The organism is Kitasatospora sp. NPDC001225 (assembly GCF_053597855.1).
In genome coordinates, this window is record NZ_JBSFJC010000160.1 from 1 (window position 1) to 16637 (window position 16637).

Annotated in this window: 17 protein-coding genes; 13 read left to right on the forward strand and 4 right to left on the reverse strand. The window is 73.9% G+C overall.

The genetic code is table 11. From position 1 onward, the window contains the following. Positions 1-45: 45 nt before the first annotated feature. Positions 46-2268 carry an NADP-dependent isocitrate dehydrogenase gene (locus ACWDCZ_RS34200; RefSeq protein ID WP_049657424.1) on the reverse strand — a complete coding sequence of 741 codons (2223 nt, stop codon included), beginning with the start codon at positions 2266-2268 and terminating at the stop codon, positions 46-48. A 390-nt stretch (positions 2269-2658) separates the two neighbouring features. On the opposite strand from ACWDCZ_RS34200, the gene ACWDCZ_RS34205 reads away from it, so the two are divergent. Together ACWDCZ_RS34205 and ACWDCZ_RS34210 are read left to right on the forward strand one after the other, a co-directional pair. After that, entirely contained in the window at positions 2659-3027 is a 369-nt protein-coding gene (locus ACWDCZ_RS34205) for an SAV_915 family protein (protein WP_449817895.1), read from the forward strand. Then, positions 3024-3350, forward strand: coding sequence for a hypothetical protein (locus ACWDCZ_RS34210; RefSeq protein WP_049657428.1), 327 nt, complete (start codon positions 3024-3026; stop codon positions 3348-3350). The genes ACWDCZ_RS34205 and ACWDCZ_RS34210 overlap by 4 nt, the downstream gene beginning before the upstream one ends. 67 nt (positions 3351-3417) lie before the next feature. On the opposite strand, the gene ACWDCZ_RS34215 is transcribed toward ACWDCZ_RS34210, so the two are convergent. After that, a complete protein-coding gene (locus ACWDCZ_RS34215; protein WP_449817896.1) occupies positions 3418-3681 on the reverse strand; it encodes a hypothetical protein in 264 nt (87 codons plus the stop codon). A gap of 113 nt (positions 3682-3794) precedes the next feature. Beyond that, positions 3795-4673 (reverse strand): DMT family transporter, encoded by an 879-nt coding sequence (locus ACWDCZ_RS34220; protein WP_387828835.1) that lies wholly within the window; start codon positions 4671-4673, stop codon positions 3795-3797. Between the two features lie 277 nt (positions 4674-4950). Here ACWDCZ_RS34220 and ACWDCZ_RS34225 point away from each other — a divergent pair, with 277 nt between their 5' ends. Next, positions 4951-5871, forward strand: coding sequence for a serine/threonine dehydratase (locus ACWDCZ_RS34225; protein WP_049658053.1), 921 nt, complete (start codon positions 4951-4953; stop codon positions 5869-5871). Positions 5872-6139: 268 nt separating this feature from the next. Continuing rightward, positions 6140-7801, forward strand: coding sequence for an APC family permease (locus ACWDCZ_RS34230; protein WP_049658055.1), 1662 nt, complete (start codon positions 6140-6142; stop codon positions 7799-7801). 61 nt (positions 7802-7862) lie between these two features. Here ACWDCZ_RS34230 and ACWDCZ_RS34235 read toward each other — a convergent pair whose 3' ends face one another. Continuing rightward, on the reverse strand, positions 7863-9584 hold the full coding sequence (locus tag ACWDCZ_RS34235; RefSeq protein WP_449817897.1) for an FAD-dependent oxidoreductase: 1722 nt from the start codon (positions 9582-9584) through the stop codon (positions 7863-7865). Positions 9585-9792: 208 nt separating this feature from the next. On the opposite strand from ACWDCZ_RS34235, the gene ACWDCZ_RS34240 reads away from it, so the two are divergent. The 9 genes from ACWDCZ_RS34240 (at position 9793) to ACWDCZ_RS34280 (ending at position 16607) form a co-directional block, all read left to right on the forward strand. Further along, a complete protein-coding gene (locus ACWDCZ_RS34240; RefSeq protein ID WP_375877730.1) occupies positions 9793-10968 on the forward strand; it encodes a SchA/CurD-like domain-containing protein in 1176 nt (391 codons plus the stop codon). 27 nt (positions 10969-10995) lie between these two features. Then, the gene (locus ACWDCZ_RS34245; RefSeq protein WP_074004532.1) at positions 10996-11421 is read left to right on the forward strand and encodes a cupin domain-containing protein; all 426 of its coding nucleotides are present in this window, start codon (positions 10996-10998) and stop codon (positions 11419-11421) included. After that, on the forward strand, positions 11418-12674 hold the full coding sequence (locus ACWDCZ_RS34250) for a beta-ketoacyl-[acyl-carrier-protein] synthase family protein (protein ID WP_449817898.1): 1257 nt from the start codon (positions 11418-11420) through the stop codon (positions 12672-12674). The genes ACWDCZ_RS34245 and ACWDCZ_RS34250 overlap by 4 nt, the downstream gene beginning before the upstream one ends. A 5-nt stretch (positions 12675-12679) precedes the next feature. Further along, positions 12680-13918, forward strand: a complete 1239-nt coding sequence (locus ACWDCZ_RS34255) for a beta-ketoacyl synthase N-terminal-like domain-containing protein (RefSeq protein ID WP_049659038.1) — start codon at positions 12680-12682, stop codon at positions 13916-13918. Between the two features lie 57 nt (positions 13919-13975). Continuing rightward, on the forward strand, positions 13976-14236 hold the full coding sequence (locus ACWDCZ_RS34260; protein ID WP_074004530.1) for an acyl carrier protein: 261 nt from the start codon (positions 13976-13978) through the stop codon (positions 14234-14236). Between the two features lies 1 nt (position 14237). Then, positions 14238-14693, forward strand: a complete 456-nt coding sequence (locus ACWDCZ_RS34265; protein WP_049659036.1) for an SRPBCC family protein — start codon at positions 14238-14240, stop codon at positions 14691-14693. 5 nt (positions 14694-14698) lie between these two features. Further along, entirely contained in the window at positions 14699-15019 is a 321-nt protein-coding gene (locus ACWDCZ_RS34270) for a TcmI family type II polyketide cyclase (RefSeq protein WP_049659041.1), read from the forward strand. 337 nt (positions 15020-15356) lie between these two features. Next, on the forward strand, positions 15357-15809 hold the full coding sequence (locus tag ACWDCZ_RS34275; protein WP_449817899.1) for a hypothetical protein: 453 nt from the start codon (positions 15357-15359) through the stop codon (positions 15807-15809). A gap of 102 nt (positions 15810-15911) precedes the next feature. Continuing rightward, a complete protein-coding gene (locus ACWDCZ_RS34280) occupies positions 15912-16607 on the forward strand; it encodes a class F sortase (RefSeq protein ID WP_449817900.1) in 696 nt (231 codons plus the stop codon). Positions 16608-16637: the final 30 nt, after the last annotated feature.

The following is a 16637-nucleotide window of genomic DNA, read 5'->3' on the forward strand; positions in this document are numbered from 1 at the left end:
GTACGGACCAGCCCGGGGGCCTCCGGTGCCTCAACTCGCCTGGATTCAGCCGAGGTTGGCGAGCGCCTCGTTGAAGGTCTTCGACGGGCGCATCACGGCGGCGGCCTTGGCCGGGTCCGGCTGGTAGTAGCCGCCGAGGTCGACCGGCGAGCCCTGGACGGCGATCAGCTCGTCCACGATGGCCGACTCCTGCTCGGTCAGCGTCGCGGCCAGGCCGGCGAAGGCCTGGGCCAGCTCGGCGTCGTCGGTCTGCTTGGCCAGCTCCTGGGCCCAGTAGGTGGCCAGGTAGAAGTGGCTGCCGCGGTTGTCGATGCCACCGAGGCGGCGGCTCGGCGACTTGTCCTCGTTGAGGAAGGTGCCGGTGGCGCGGTCCAGGGTGTCGGCCAGCACCTGGGCGCGGGCGTTGTCCGTGGTGGTGGCCAGGTGCTCGAAGCTGGCGGCCAGCGCGAAGAACTCGCCCAGGCTGTCCCAGCGCAGGTAGTTCTCCTTGACCAGCTGCTGGACGTGCTTCGGGGCGGAGCCGCCGGCGCCGGTCTCGAACAGGCCGCCGCCCGCCATCAGCGGGACGACCGACAGCATCTTGGCGCTGGTGCCCAGCTCCAGGATCGGGAACAGGTCGGTCAGGTAGTCACGCAGCACGTTGCCGGTCACCGAGATGGTGTCCTCGCCGCGGCGGATGCGCTCCAGCGAGAACGTGGTGGCGTCGACCGGGGACTTGATCTCGATCTGCAGGCCGGTGGTGTCGTGCTCCGGCAGGTACTTCTTGACCTTCTCGATCAGCACCGCGTCGTGGGCGCGGTTCTCGTCCAGCCAGAACACCGCCGGGACGCCGGTGGCGCGGGCGCGGGTGACGGCCAGCTTGACCCAGTCCTGGATCGGCAGGTCCTTGGTCTGGCAGGCGCGGAAGATGTCGCCCGGCTGGACGGCCTGCTCCAGCACCACGTTGCCCTCGGCGTCGACCAGGCGGACGGTGCCCGCGGCGGCGATCTCGAAGGTCTTGTCGTGCGAGCCGTACTCCTCGGCCTTCTGGGCCATCAGGCCGACGTTCGGCACCGAGCCGATGGTCGCCGGGTCCAGGGCGCCGTGGGCGCGGCAGTCGTCGATGACGGCCTGGTACACGCCGGAGTAGCTGCTGTCCGGCAGCACGGCGAGGGTGTCGGCCTCCTTGCCGTCCGGGCCCCACATGTGGCCGGAGGTGCGGATCATGGCCGGCATCGAGGCGTCGACGATGACGTCGCTCGGCACGTGCAGGTTGGTGATGCCCTTGTCGGAGTCGACCATGGCCAGGGCCGGGCCCTCGGCCAGCTCGGCCTCGAAGGAGGCCTTGATCTCGGCGCCCAGGTGCGGCACGTTGTCGAGGCCGGCCAGGATGCCGCCGAGGCCGTTGTTCGGGTTCAGACCGGCGGCGACGAGCACCTCGCCGTACTTGGCGAAGGTCTTCGGGAAGAAGGCGCGGACCACGTGGCCGAAGATGATCGGGTCGGAGACCTTCATCATGGTGGCCTTGAGGTGCACCGAGAACAGCACGCCCTCGGCCTTGGCCCGGGCGATCTGCGCGGCCAGGAACTCGTTCAGGGCGGCGACGTGCAGCACCGAGGCGTCGACGACCTCGCCCGCCAGCACCGGCACCTTCTCGCGCAGCACGGTGGTGGTGCCGTCCTCGCCGAGCAGCTCGATGCGCAGCGCACCGTCACCGGCGATCACGGCGGACTTCTCGGTCGACCGGAAGTCGTTCTCACCCATGGTGGCGACGTTGGTCTTGGAGTCGGCCGTCCAGGCACCCATGCGGTGCGGGTGGGTCTTGGCGTAGTTCTTGACCGACTGCGGGGCGCGGCGGTCCGAGTTGCCCTCGCGCAGGACCGGGTTGACGGCGCTGCCCTTGACCTTGTCGTAGCGGGCGCGGACGTCCTTGTCCTCGTCGGTCTGCGGGTCGTCCGGGTAGTCCGGCAGGGCGTAGCCCTGGGCCTGGAGCTCGGCGACGGCGGCCTTGAGCTGCGGCACCGAGGCCGAGATGTTCGGCAGCTTGATGATGTTGGCGTCCGGGGTCTTGGCCAGCTCACCCAGCTCGGCCAGCGCGTCGCCGATCCGCTGCGCCTCGGTCAGACGCTCCGGGAAGCTCGCGATGATCCGCCCGGCCAGGGAGATGTCGCGGGTCTCCACGCGCACACCCGCGGTCGAGGCGTACGCCTGCACCACGGGCAGGAACGAGTAGGTCGCCAGGGCCGGAGCCTCGTCGGTGTGCGTATAGATGATGGTCGAGTCAGTCATCGGTACTCCGCTTCACGTCTCCAACGTCTTGACGTCAAGATATCTCGTCACGGGCCTCCGACTCCACCTCCCCCCGTTTCCGGGCGCGCACCGGCCCGGCCGGCGGGCGCCCCGGCCCTCCCGGAGGGGCGTTCCGACGGGCGGCGTGGAGGACGGAACGGAGGTCGTGACGGGGGACGGGTTCCACGGTCGTCCGGGTCGGGGCGCTCGGCAAGCGGAGCGCCCGACCAGTGGTTTGGTCCACTCGGGTGAGCCGAACGTCAGGAGTGCGTCAACGCACGACCGCATTCGGTCAACGGCGCGTCAGGACCGGAGCCTCCCGGGCCGGGTCGACCTAGCGTCGAGGCAGTAGTTCCGGCAGGCACCACCACCCCACTCGGGAGCATTCGCATGGCCCGCGCCGTCTGGCACGTTCCGGTCACCGTCTCCGGCACCGGAAGCACCACCGCACTCCGCCTGTTCCGCCTGCGCGACGGCCGCCGCTGTGCGGTCGGATTCTCCAGCCCCGAGGCCCTCGCCGCCCTCCTCGGGCCCGACCAGGCCCGCACCGAGCTCGGCGAGCCCGCCCTCCGCGACCTCACCGCCCCGCTCGGGATCGACACCCTGGTACTGGACCTGCGGCTGGTCGCCCCCTCGGTCGCGGCCCCCTCCGCCGCCACTCCCTCCGCCACCGCCCCGTCCAGGACCGCCCCGCCCGGCCGCGCCCCCGTCGCGGCGCCCTCCGCCCCGGCCCCGACCGTCCAGTTCCAGCACCGGTGACCGCCCCGCTCCGGCTTGTCCCGGACGAGCCGGACCCGGCGGGGCGGGCCCGCCCGGCCCGGGCGCTGCACGCGATCGCCCGGATCAGCCACGGCCCCGTCCCGCTCGACTTCGACCGCCTCGCGGCGGAGTTCCCCGCCGTCCAGAGCGGCCTGGCCCTGGCCGGCGAGGCCGACCTCGAACTGCGCCTCGCCTGCACCGGCCCCGAGGAGTTACGGACGATCTCCACCGCGCTGTACCGCGCGGGCGCCGCCAAGGTGCGCGTCGACCTCGTCCTGCGCGCCCTCACCCCGGCCCCGGTCACCCTGCGCCCGGTGCCCTGACCGACCCCGTACGGGCTTCGCGCCGCGCTCCCCTGCCCGGGAGCGGGGCGCGGGGCCCGTACGGCGCTCACTCCTCCCCGGGCCGCGGGTTCGGGTTGACCGCCTGGCCGTCGATGGGCTCGCCCCAGGCGTCCTCGCCGTCCGCGTCGACGCAGTAGCCGCTGCCCTCGACGTGCCCGCCCGCGCCCCGGCACTGGTCGGCGGTGACGTCCCGGCGCCCGGTCGCCGCCGCCGGTCCGGCGGCGGCCACGGTCCCGGCCGCGGTGAGCGGGAGGAACAGGAGGGCGGAGGCTGTCGCGGCGGCCACCCGGGCCGGCAGTGAGCTGTTCATGCGGACCACGACAGCACGCCACCGGACCCCCGGCGACCACAGGACGCCCGCCCGGGTGGCCCCCGCCCTCCGCCGCTCCCGCGCCGGAACCGCTGACTCCCGCGCCGGAGCCGCTACTCCCGCGCCAGCGCCGCGATGGCCGCGAGCAGCAGCGCCGAGCCCGCCAGCAGGCCCGCCGTCAGCGGCTCGCCGAGGCAGAGCACGCCGATCACCGCCGCGGTCGCGGGCTCCAGCAGGACCAGCACCGCGGCCGTCGTGCTGGGCACGGTGGTCAGGCCGGTGAAGTACCAGCGGTAGGCGAACAGGGTGGGCACGGTGCCGAGGAAGAGCAGCGCCACCGCGGTCACCAGCGGGTCACCGTCGACCGGCAGGACGCCCTGGACGCCCTGGACGGCGACGAGCGGAAGCAGACAGAGCAGCCCGGTGGTGAAGGCGCCGGTGCCGGCCCGGGCCGAGCCGCCGCCCCGGGCCCAGAGGGTGAGGCCGCTCTGGCCGGCGCCCGCGAGGACGGCCAGCGCGACGCCGAGGGCCGGGCGCGGGCCCGCCGCCGGGGCGGCCACCAGCAGGGCGAGGCCGGCCAGGGCCAGGGCGACCGCGGCCGCCGTTCGACGGGTCAGGCGTTCGCCGAGCAGCAGGTGGGCGCCGAGGCTGGTGAACACCGGGCCGGCGCCGATGGTGATCAGGGTGCCCAGCCCGAGGCCCGCGTACCGCACCGAGCCGAAGTAGGCGCACTGGCTGACCGCCAGACCGAGCCCGGTCAGCGCGGCGGCGCGCCACCCGGCAGCGCCCCGCCGACCGCGCGGCCGGCGGCCCGGCAGCAGGGCCAGGCAGAGCGCGGCGACGCCGAAGCGCCAGCAGGAGACGCCCGCCGGGCCGAGCCCGCTGGTGCTCATCAGCAGTGCGGAGACGGCGCCGCCGACGCCCCAGGCGACGGCGGCGGCGGAGATGGACAGGAGGCCGCGCCGGAAGGGCACGGCGGTGTACGAGGTCATGCGTCGGTACTCCACGATGAGTTGCCGGTTCAGGTCCGCTGGGTACGCGGGCGGCAGTCATCGCCCCGGCTGCGGGCAGTCCCGTCGGGCCGGAGGAGGTGGAGTGGGCCGCCCGCTAGCGGGCCGGCGGGGGGAGGATCACGAATCGCACGGGGCCAGCCTACGCGCGGTCCGGCCCCGGCGTTCGTGATCTTTCCTTCGCCCACGGACGGGACGTACGGTCGTCCTGGCCGGGACTCCCGGTGGCACGTCCCCCTCGACGAAGGAGCGGAACACGATGGACCAGCTGACGTACGACGAGGTCGAGGCCGCCGGGAAGCGGATCGCCGGGCGGGTGCGCCCGGTGGCGGTGGCACCGGGGGACGACGGCGGACGGACCTGGCTGGCGCTGGAGTTCCTCCAGCACACCGGCAGCTTCAAGGCGCGCGGCGCGCAGAACTTCCTGCTGGCGCACGCCGAGGCGGGCACCCTCCCGGACGCCGGGGTGACCATCGCCTCGGGCGGCAACGCCGGGCTGGCCTGCGCCTGGGCGGCCCGCGAACTCGGCGTCCGGGCAACGGTGTTCCTGCCCGAGACGGCCTCCCCGGTGAAGCTGGCGCGGCTGCGCTCGTACGGCGCCGAGGTACGGCTGGCGGGCCGGGAGTACGCGGAGGCGCTGGCCGCCTGCGAGGAGTTCGCGGCCGGCAGCGGGGCGCTGTCCTCGCACGCGTACGACCACCCGCTGATCGCCGCCGGCGCCGGGACGGTCCTGTCGGAGATCCGCGCCGGGGTGCCCGGGCTGGACACGGTGGTGGTGTCGGTCGGCGGCGGCGGGCTGTTCGCCGGGGTGGCGGTGGCGGCCCGTGAGCACGGCATCCGGGTGCTCGCCGTGGAGCCGACGGGCAGCCGCGCGCTGAACGCCGCCCTGGCCGCGGGCCGCCCGGTGGACGTCCCGGTGGACTCCGTCGCCCAGGACTCGCTCGGGGCCCGCCGGGCCACCGCCCTCGCCGTGGACGCCGCCGCGCACGAGGGCGTCCGGTCGGTGCTGGTCGACGACGAGGCCATCGTGCGCGCCCGCCGGCAGCTCTGGGAGGACCGCCGGATCGCCGTCGAGTACGCGGCCGCCACGGCGCTCGCCGCCGTCGACCGGGCCGAGGGCGAGCGCGTCGCCGTGCTGCTCTGCGGCGCCAACACCGACCCGTCCGATCTGGTGGACTAGCGCCGCCCTGCTATACGGAGCCCACTATTCCCATCCTCGGGAATTTCCCCTATCATGCGACCCCGCACGGCGCGGCCCGAATTTCGGTCGGATCGATCGGATACGTAATATGCCGGGTGCCATAACGCCCCCTACCTGCAAGGATGTCCGGAAAAGAATGTAAACATTCAGTAATGAAATCTGTGCAGAGGGGGCTGAAAAGTCCTAGTGTGTGGCAACTCTCATCGCTCCGCCCACCCCGGAGTCCCCACACACAGAGAGATCGTTCATGGCTTCCCTCAACCAGATCTCGCCGCCCGGCCAGGGCACCGGTTCCGAAACCGGCACCGCCCAGCGGTCGCTGCGCCGCCACGTCGGCCTCGTCGGCCTCATGTGGGCCTCGGTCGGCTCGATCATCGGCTCCGGCTGGCTGTTCGGCGCCAAGGAGGGCGTCGTGGCGGCCGGCCCGGCCGCCGTCGTCTCCTGGGGCATCGGCACGGTGGCGATCGTGCTGCTCGCGCTCGTGCACGCCGAGCTCGGCAGCATGTTCCCGGTCTCGGGCGGTACCGCGCGGTACCCGCACTACGCCTTCGGCGGCCTCGCCGGGATGTCCTTCGGCTGGTTCTCCTGGCTCCAGGCGGCCACCGTCGCGCCGATCGAGGTCGAGGCGATGATCGGCTACGCCCGGCACTGGCCCTGGGCGGGCGGCCTGCTCAACGACAACAACACCCTCACCGCCAGCGGCTTCGCCGTCGCCACCGTGCTCATGGCGGTGTTCGTCGCGGTGAACTTCCTGGGCGTGCGCGTCCTGGCCCGCACCAACAACGTCGCCACCTGGCTGAAGATCTTCGTCCCGCTGTTCACGATCTTCGTGCTCGCCGTGACCAACTTCCACGGCTCCAACTTCACCTCGCACGGCTTCGCCCCGTTCGGCGCCCAGGGCGTGCTCGCGGCGATCAGCACCAGCGGCATCATCTTCGCCCTGCTCGGCTTCGAGCAGGCCATCCAGCTGGCCGGCGAGAGCCGCAACCCCAAGCGCGACATCCCCCGCGCCGTCCTCGGCTCGGTCGCCATCGGCGCCGTGGTCTACACCCTGCTCCAGGTCGTCTTCATCGGCGCGCTGCCGGTCAGCTCCTTCGCCAACGGCTGGGACAAGCTCGACTTCCCCGGCATCGACGGCCCCTTCGCGGGCCTCGCCACCACCGTCGGCCTCGGCTGGCTGGCCTGGGTGCTGTACGCCGACGCCGTGATCTCCCCCGGCGGCAGCGGGCTGATCTACACCACCTCGACCTCGCGCATCTCCTACGGCCTGAGCCGCAACGGCTACGCCCCGCAGCGCTTCGAGGAGCTGGACAAGAACGGCGTGCCGTGGTTCGGCCTGGTCATCGCCTTCGTCACCGGCGTGATCTGCTTCCTGCCCTTCCCGAGCTGGCAGGAGCTGGTCGGCTTCATCACCTCCGCCAGCGTGCTGATGTACGCCGGCGCCCCGCTGGCCTTCGGCGCGATGCGCCGCCGGCTGCCCGACCGCGAGCGCCCCTACCGGCTGCCGGCGGGCGGCGTGATCTCCCCGGCCGCGTTCGTGGTCTCCAGCCTGATCATCTACTGGTCCGGCTGGCACACCCTCTCCCGCCTGGGCATCGCGATCGTGCTCGGCTACGTCCTGCTCGGGAGCTACGCCGCGTACGCGATCAGGAAGGGCCTGCCGAACGCGCCGCGACTGAGCTGGAAGGCCGCCCAGTGGCTGCCGCCCTACCTGATCGGCCTCGGCCTGATCTCCTGGCTCGGCGGCTTCGGCGACGGCATCGGCCGGATCCCGCTGTGGACCGACATGGCCCTGGTGTCGGTGTTCTCGGTGGCCATCTACTACTGGGCGATCCGGGTGGCGCTGCCGGCCGAGGAGATCGAGCAGGAGGTCGCCGACGTCGAGGTGGTCGACGAGGGCGGCCACTGACCGCCGACGAACGACAGGACGGGCCCGCCGGCCGTGCGACCGGCGGGCCCGTCCGCGTCCGTCAGAGGCTCAGCACCGTCCGCAGCGCCGCGGCGAACTCGGCCTCCGCGTCCCGCGGCGGGCCGGGCGAGCGCCAGGCGACGAAGCCGTCCGGGCGGACCAGCACCGCGCCCAGCGGGCCGATGCCGTGCAGGGCGGCGAAGTCCGCGCCGGGCTCCGGCGCCAGGTCGTCCTCGGCCCCGTCGCCGATCCGGAAGCCGTCCAGCGGGACGGCCAGCCGGTCGGCCGCACGCCGGGCACCCGCCTGCCAGGCACCGCCCTCGGGGCCGGTGAGCAGCACCATCGCCTGCTCGTACAGGTCCAGCGTGGAGAGCCTCACCCCCGCCCGCAGCAGCCACTGGTGCGGGGCCCGGCTGCCCGGCTCGCCCACCGACTCGAACTGCTCGGGGACCACCGGGCCGTCCCGGTCCGCACCGACCACCGCGCCCACCGGGTACCGGTAGCCGAGCGCCACCGCCAGCACCCCGGCCTGCCGGCCCGCGCCCGGCACCACCGCGTAGCCCGGGTGGCTGTGCTCGGCGGACCGCGCCGAGGCCCGCTCGCCGGTCACCCGGGCGACCGGGCGGCGCTCCTGCCCGTACGTCTCCAGCAGCCCCGGCCCGGCCCAGCCGCAGAGCACGGCGGAGATCTTCCACGCCAGGTTGTGGGCGTCCTGGATGCCGGTGTTGGAACCGAACGCCCCGGTCGGGGACATCTCGTGGGCGGAGTCCCCGGCGAGCAGGACCCGCCCGGCGCCGTACCGCTCGGCCACCCGCTCGGCGGCGTGCCAGGGCGCCCGGCCGGTGACCTCGACGTCCAGTTCCGGCAGGCCGACGGCGGTGCGGATGTGCCGTTCGCAGCGCTCGTCGGTGAAGGCCTCCAGCGGCTCGCCGTGCTCGGGGTGCCAGGGCGCGTGGAAGACCCACTCCTCCTGGTTGTCCACCGGCAGCAGCGCGCCGTCCGCCTCCGGGTTGGTCAGGTAGCAGGCGATGAAGTGCCGGTCGCCGACCACCTCGGCCAGGCGCTTGGCCCGGAAGGTGATGCTGACGTTGTGGAACAGCTCGCCCTTGCCGGACTGGCCGATGCCCAGCCGCTCGCGGACCGGGCTGCGCGGGCCGTCCGCGGCGATCAGGAACTCCGAGCGCACCACCCGCTGCTCGCCGCTCTCCCGGCTGCGCAGCACCGAGGTGACGCCCTCCGCGTCCTGCTCGAAGGAGACCAGTTCGGTGCCGAACCGCAGGTCGCCGCCGAGCTCGCGGGCCGCCCGCCGCAGCACCGGCTCCAGGTCGTTCTGGCTGCACAGGCACCAGGAGCTGGGGCTGAACCGGGCCAGCCGGCCGCCCGGGTCGATCTCCCGGAACAGCCACTCCTGCTCGGCGCCGGTCAGCGACGGCGCCTGGAGGATGCCGTGGTTGGGGGCCAGGATCGAGGCCGCCTCGCGGATCGCGGGTTCGATCCCGGCCACCCGGAACAGCTCCATGGTGCGGACGTTGTTGCCGCGCCCCCGCGGGTGGTGCGAGGTGTCGGCGTGCTTCTCGACCAGCAGGTGCCCGACCCCGAGCCGCCCGAGGAAGAGCGAGGCCGACAGCCCGACCAGCGAGCCGCCCACGATGAGGACCGGCACCCGGTCGTCAACCTTCGGATTCATCAATTGCTCCACCCTGTCAGGGGATTCCGCGGCCCGGAGACTGGGCTCGGCGCCGCCCTCGGCGGGCCCGCTCGACCGGGGGCCCCGCTCTTCCATCCCCCGCCGGAGGGGGCCCGTGGCGCCCCTTCGCCCGGATGGCCCGCAAATCTCGCGCCGCGCCCGCCGCGCCGCCCACGATCGACCTCAGGCCTGGCGCCGACGCGCCCGGCCGACCCGCCGTCGCACCGCCCTCCCAGGCCGGGGAGCACCCGCCGGGCACGGCCGACACGGCCCGCAGCGTGCGGCCCAGAGCAGAAAGTGGATCATGACAACTCTGTCCGAACCCCAGCCGAAGCAGCACGACGAGGCCGACACCCGGCTGCGGGTCGTGCTGATGCTGGAGATCCAGGACGGCGCCCAGCAGCGCTTCCTCGACGTGTACGAGCAGCTGCGCCACCAGGTGGCCTCGGTCCCCGGACACGTCAGCGACCAGCTGTGCCAGTCGATCAACGACCCGCGCCAGTGGCTGATCACCAGCGAGTGGAAGGACCAGGAGACCTTCCTGGAGTGGGTGGACAGCCCGGCCCACCGGGAGATGGTCAAGCCGATGCACGGCTGCGTCAGCGACAACTTCCGCTCGCTGCGCTACGCCGTGCTGCGCGAGACCTCCGCGGCCGGCTCGACCGGCACCCGGGCCCCGATGGAGGTGCCGCCCGGGCTGCCGCGCACCACTCCCGCCGGGCACGTCGGCCCGCCCAGGGTCGACCCCGGCCCGGACGGGGTGGTGCGCCACGCGCTGACCTTCACCGTCAAGCCCGGCAGCGAGCCCGAGGTGGCCCGCATCCTCTCCGGCTACGCCTCCCCCCGGGCCGAGGTGGACGAGCACACCCGGCTGCGCCGCACCTCGCTGTTCATGCTCGGCAACCGGGTGGTCCGCGCCGTCGAGGTGATCGGCAACCTCGGCGACGCGCTGCGCCACGTGGCGATGCAGCCCGAGGTGCGGGCCGTCGAGGAGGCGCTCAACCCGCACCTGGAGGAGAGCCGCCAACTGGGCGACCCGCAGGCCGCCCGGGCGTTCTTCGCCAGGGCCGCGCTGCCCGCCCGGCACCAGGCGATCGCCAGCTCCCCCGCCTCCGCCCGGCTGCACCGGCACGCCGTGCTCTACCCGGTGCGCCCGGACCGCGGGCAGGAGGTGGCCGAGCTGCTGGCCGAGCACGACAACCTCGCCACCGCCGACCCGACCGGGCCGGTCGCGGCGGCCACCGTCTTCCACCGCGAGGACGTGGTGGTGCGCCTGGTCGACCTGCGGGTGCCGGCCGAGGCCGACCCGGCGGCCGCCCTCGGCGTGGCCGACGACCGGCAGGCCGCCGTGCTCGCCGGGCTGCTCGACCTCGGCCCGCAGGGCGACCTGCGCACCGCCGCCGGGCTCGGCGCCTTCCTCGCGGCCCGCGCCATGAACCCGGTCACCGACCGCAGTTCCGCCGACCCGATCAACAACTGACGTTCCGTCATCTCACGGGAGATCTCCATGACCACGCAGTCCCCACGGATCGTCAGCGTCCACGAGGCACCGGAGAACCGCCGCCACGGCGCCGAGCTGCGCACCATGCTCACCCCCACCAGCTGCGGCGCGACCAGCGGCTTCATGGGCCTGGCGATCGTCCGGCCCGGCGAGCGGATCGGCGAGCACTACCACCCGTACTCCGAGGAGTTCGTGTTCGTCGTCTGCGGCGACCTGGAGGTGGACCTGGACGGGAAGCCCCATCCGCTCAAGCCGGACCAGGGCCTGATGATCCCGATCAACATGCGCCACCGCTTCCGCAACGTCGGCGACACCGAGGCCCGGATGGTCTTCCACCTCGGCCCGCTCGCCCCGCGCCCCGACCTCGGCCACGTGAGCACCGAGGGGACCGCGGCCTCCGGCCCGCCGGAACACGCCAAGGTGGTCTCGTGACCCGGCGCGTCGCCGTCACCGGGATCGGCGTGGTCGCCCCCGGCGGGGTCGGCGTCCCGGCGTTCTGGGAGCTGCTGACCTCCGGCCGCACCGCGACCCGGGGCATCACGCTGTTCGACCCCACCGGGTTCCGCTCCCGGATCGCCGCCGAGGTGGACTTCGACCCGGCGGCCCACGGGCTGGGCCCGGAGGACGTCCAACGGGCCGACCGCTACGTGCAGTTCGCGATGGTCGCGGCCGACGAGGCGATCGCCGACGCCGGCCTGGACCTGGCCGCCGAGAACCCGTGGCGGATCTCCGTCTCGCTCGGCACCGCCGTCGGCGGCACCACCCGGCTGGAGCACGACTACGCCCTGGTGAGCGCGGCCGGCGCCCGCTGGGACGTGGACCACCGGCAGGCCGAACCGCAGCTGCACCGGGCCTTCGCGCCCAGCACGCTGGCCTCCGCGGTGGCCGAGCGGACCGGCGCGCACGGCCCCGTGCAGACCGTCTCCACCGGCTGCACCTCCGGCCTGGACGCGATCGGCTACGGCTTCCAGGCGGTCGAGGAGGGACGCGCCGACATCTGCCTCGCCGGCGCCTCCGACTCCCCGATCTCGCCGATCACCGTCGCCTGCTTCGACGCCATCAAGGCCACCAGCGAGCGCAACGACGACCCGCAGCACGCCTCCCGCCCCTTCGACGCCGACCGGGACGGCTTCGTGCTCGGCGAGGGCGGCGCCGTCCTGGTCCTGGAGGAGCTGGAGCACGCCCGCCGCCGCGGCGCCCGGGTCTACGGCGAGATCGGCGGCTTCGCCACCTTCGGCAACGCCTACCACATGACCGGCCTCACCAAGGAGGGGCTGGAGATGTCCCGGGCGATCGACCACGCGCTCGCCCACGCCCGGGTGGACCGCACCGAGGTGGACTACGTCAACGCGCACGGCTCGGGCACCAAGCAGAACGACCGGCACGAGACCGCCGCGGTCAAGCGCTCGCTGGGCGCGCACGCCTTCAGGACCCCGATGAGCTCGATCAAGTCGATGGTCGGGCACTCGCTCGGCGCGATCGGCGCCATCGAGGTCGTCGCCTGCACCCTGGCGCTCGCCCACGGGGTCGTGCCGCCGACCGCCAACTACGAGACTCCGGACCCGGAGTGCGACCTCGACTACGTGCCGCGCACCGCGCGCGAGCTGCCGCTGAGCCGCATCCTCTCGGTCGGCAGCGGATTCGGCGGATTCCAGTCCGCCGTCGTGCTCAACAGAACGGGGTGAGTTCCATGACGTCACGTCAGCAGGGCCGCCGGGCGGTGATCACCGGGCTCGGCGTGGTGGCTCCGAACGGGGTCGGGGCCGACGCCTTCTGGAAGGCCACCAGGCAGGGCGTGAGCGTCCTCGACCGGATATCCCGCGAGGGCTGCACCGGGCTTCCGCTCCGGATCGCGGGCCAGGTGAACGGCTTCGATCCGCAGTCGGCGATCGACAACCGCTTCCTGGTGCAGACCGACCGCTTCACGCACTACGCGATGGCCGCCGCCGACCTGGCGGTGGCGGACGCCGGGTTCCGGCCCGACCCGGAACAGCCCTTCGCGGTCGGCGTGGTGACCGCGGCCGGCTCCGGCGGCGGCGAGTTCGGCCAGCGCGAGCTCCAGCAGCTCTGGGGCCAGGGGCCCCGGTTCGTCGGCCCGTACCAGTCCATCGCCTGGTTCTACGCGGCCAGCACCGGCCAGATCTCGATCCGCGGCGGCTACAAGGGCCCGTGCGGGGTGGTCGCCAGCGACGAGGCCGGCGGTCTGGATGCCCTCGCGCACGCCGCCCGCACGATCGAGCGCGGCACCGACGCGGTGGTGGTCGGCGCCGCCGAGGCCCCGCTGGCGCCGTACTCGATGGTCTGCCAGCTCGGCTACCCCGAGGTCAGCCTGGCCGGGCGGGCCGAGCGGGCGTACCTGCCGTTCACCGCGCTGGCCTGCGGCTTCTCCCCCGCCGAGGGCGGCGCGATGCTGCTGCTGGAGGACGAGCAGGCGGCCCTCCTGCGCGGCGCCCGCATCCGGGCCCGACTGGTCGGCCACGGCGCGACCTTCACCGGGGCCTCCCGCTGGGCGGAGTCCCGGGAGGGGCTGGCGGCCGCCATCCGGATCGCGCTGGACGAGGCCCGCATCGCGCCCGAGGAGATCGACGTGGTCTTCGCGGACGCCCTGGGGGTGCCGGAGGCCGACCGGGCCGAGGCCCTGGCGCTCGCCGACGCGCTCGGCCCGGCCGCCGAACGCGTCCCGGTCACCGCGCCCAAGACCGGTACGGGGCGCGCCTACTGCGGCGCCCCGATGCTCGACGTGACCGCCGCCGTGCTGGCCATGGAGGACGGCGTGCTGCCGCCCACCCCCAACGTCACCGAGGTCTGCCACGACCTCGCCCTGGTGACCGGCCGCGCCCGCCCGGCCGAACTGAACACCGCCCTGGTGGTCAGCCGCGGGCTGATGGGCTCCAACTCCGCGCTGGTGGTCCGGCGCTGGCGGCCCTGAACCGCCGCCCGGACCACCGCCCCGCACCACCCCGTCACACCTCCGAAAGGGACACCCGTGAGCAACACCCTCAGCTATCCGGAACTCGCCGTCCTGCTCCAGTCCCGGGCCGGCGTCACCGTCGACCCGGGCGACCTGGCGCGGCCGGGCGCGGAGTTCGACACGTTCGGCGTCGACTCGCTCGGCCTGCTCGGCGTGGTCGGCGAGCTGGAGAACCGGCACGGCCTCAAGGTCACCTCGGGTGCCGAGTCGGCCAAGACCCCGGCCGAGTTCCTGGAACTGGTCAACTCCTCCCTCGCCACGAAGGCTGGTGCCTGAGATGCCCGGACACACCGACAACGAGATCGTCATCGCCGCCCCGCTCGACCTGGTCTGGGAGATGACCAACGACCTGGAGAACTGGCCGCAGCTGTTCAGCGAGTACGCCTCGGTGGAGGTGCTGGACCGGCAGGGCGAACTCGTCCGGTTCCGGCTCACCATGCACCCGGACGAGAACGGCCAGGTGTGGAGCTGGGTCTCCGAGCGGGAGACCGACCGGGACGCGCTCGCGGTGCGCGCCCGCCGGGTCGAGCCCGGCCCGTTCGAGTTCATGGAGATCCGCTGGGAGTACGCGGAGGCGCCGGCCGGCACCAGGATGCGCTGGATCCAGGACTTCGCCATGAAGCCGACCGCCCCGGTCGACGACGAGGGCATGACCGGCCACATCAACCGCAACTCGAAGATCCAGATGCAGCTGATCCGGGAGAAGGTCGAGAAGCGGGCGGCGGAGCTGTGACCGGCCTGCACCGGGCGCTGATCGTCGCCCGGATGAAGCCCGAGGCCGCGCCGGACATCGCCGAGGTGTTCGCCGAGTCCGACCAGGGCGAACTGCCGCACCTGATCGGCGTCACCGGCCGCAGCCTCTTCCAGTTCGGCGACGTCTACCTGCACCTGATCGAGGCCGACCGCCCGCCGGGCCCCGCCGTCGCCAAGGTCGTCGGGCACCCGGAGTTCCGGACCGTCAGCGACCGCCTGACCGCCTACGTGCAGGCGTACGACCCGGCCACCTGGCGGGAGCCGAAGGACGCCATGGCACGGGAGTTCTACCGCTGGGACCGCTGACCCGGCGGCTCCCCGACGGGGCCGCTGCCCCCGCGGCTCCCCGACGGGCCCGCTGATCCAGCCCCCGATGGGCCCGCCCCCGGCCGTGCGCCGGGGGCGGGCCCACGTGCGTCCGGCCGGACGGCCCCCCGGGTGGATTCACCCGGATCACCCGGCCAGCCGGGTGAACACACCCGGGACTCCACCCGAAGGGCGCACGCCGCGCACCGGCGCTGCCACACTCCGGTGGCAGGCGGCCGCACGGTGGATGACGGTGGATCAGGCGCACCCCCCGCGAGTCCCCTTGTCCGGCACCGTGTCGGCAGTCGCGGTCCTGCGCGCCGGAAGGATCATCCTCATGCGTTCTGCACGCACGCTGCTCGCCGGGGCGGCCGTCGCCGCCGTCCTGACCGTCGGTACCCCCATCGCCTTCGCCGACGGTGCCGACCAGGGCAAGAACCTGACCTGGCAGGAGAAGCAGGAGAAGACCGAGAGGGCCTCCGACAACTCCAAGGGCAACGACGACAGGAAGGGCGGCGCCTCCGAGGAGCACAAGGGCTCCGACGATCGGAAGGGCGACGACGAACACAAGGGCGGCGACGAGCACAAGGGTTCCGACGAGCACAAGGGCGGCGAGGCCAGGGGGGACGAGGACCACAAGTCCCCGCACGGCGGCGTGCACACCGGTGGCGGCGGCCTGGCGCTGTCCGGTGGCGGGCTCACCTCCGGCGCGGTGCTGCTGCTCGGCGGCCTCGGGGCGGGCGCGTACGCCCTGCGCCGCGGCCGCCGTGCCTCCGGCGCGGTCGCCTGACGCCGGGCACCCTGCTTCCGCCGCCTCCGGGCGCCCGCCCGCACGGGGCGGGCGCACCGGGGGCGGCGGGCCGTCGCGGAACCGGTTGAGCGGAGGAGAGGAATGACGGGCGGTCCCGCCTCTGGAATGCCCCGACTGCTGCGCGCGGGGATGAGCACGGCAGCGGTCGGGCTGCTGCTGATCTACAACTCGGTGGACACCCGGTCGGACGCGGGCGCGGAGGACGGCAGGCCCGCTCCCCCGGCGGCCGCCGCGCCGGCCGTCCCCGGGCCGGCGGGCGCCGGCGCCCCGGACCCGGCGGCCCCGACCGCCGCCCCGGGGACGCCGGCGCTCCAACGCGCCAAGCCGACCCGGCTGCGGATCCCGCAGATCGCCGTCGACGCGCCGTTCACCGAGCTGGCCCTCAACCCCGCGGGCCAGCTCGACGCGCCGCCGCCGGACGACAAGAACCTGGTCGGCTGGTACCGGGACGGCGTCACCCCGGGCGAGCGCGGCAGCGCGGTGCTGGCCGGGCACGTGGACACCACCAAGGGCCCGGCGGTGTTCCTGCTGCTGAGCTTCCTGCTGCCGGGCAACAAGGTCGAGGTGAGCCGCGCGGACGGGACGGTCGCGGTGTTCTCGGTGGACTCGGTGGAGACCTTCGCCAAGAACTCCTTCCCCGACGCCAGGGTCTACGGCAGGACCCCCGACGCCCAGCTCCGGCTGATCACCTGCGGCGGCGCGTACGACAAGAAGCGGCGGGACTACCTGGACAACGTGGTGGTCTTCGCCCACCTGGAGTCCTCGCACCCGGCCTGACCCGGCCCGCGCACGACGACCGCCGGCCCC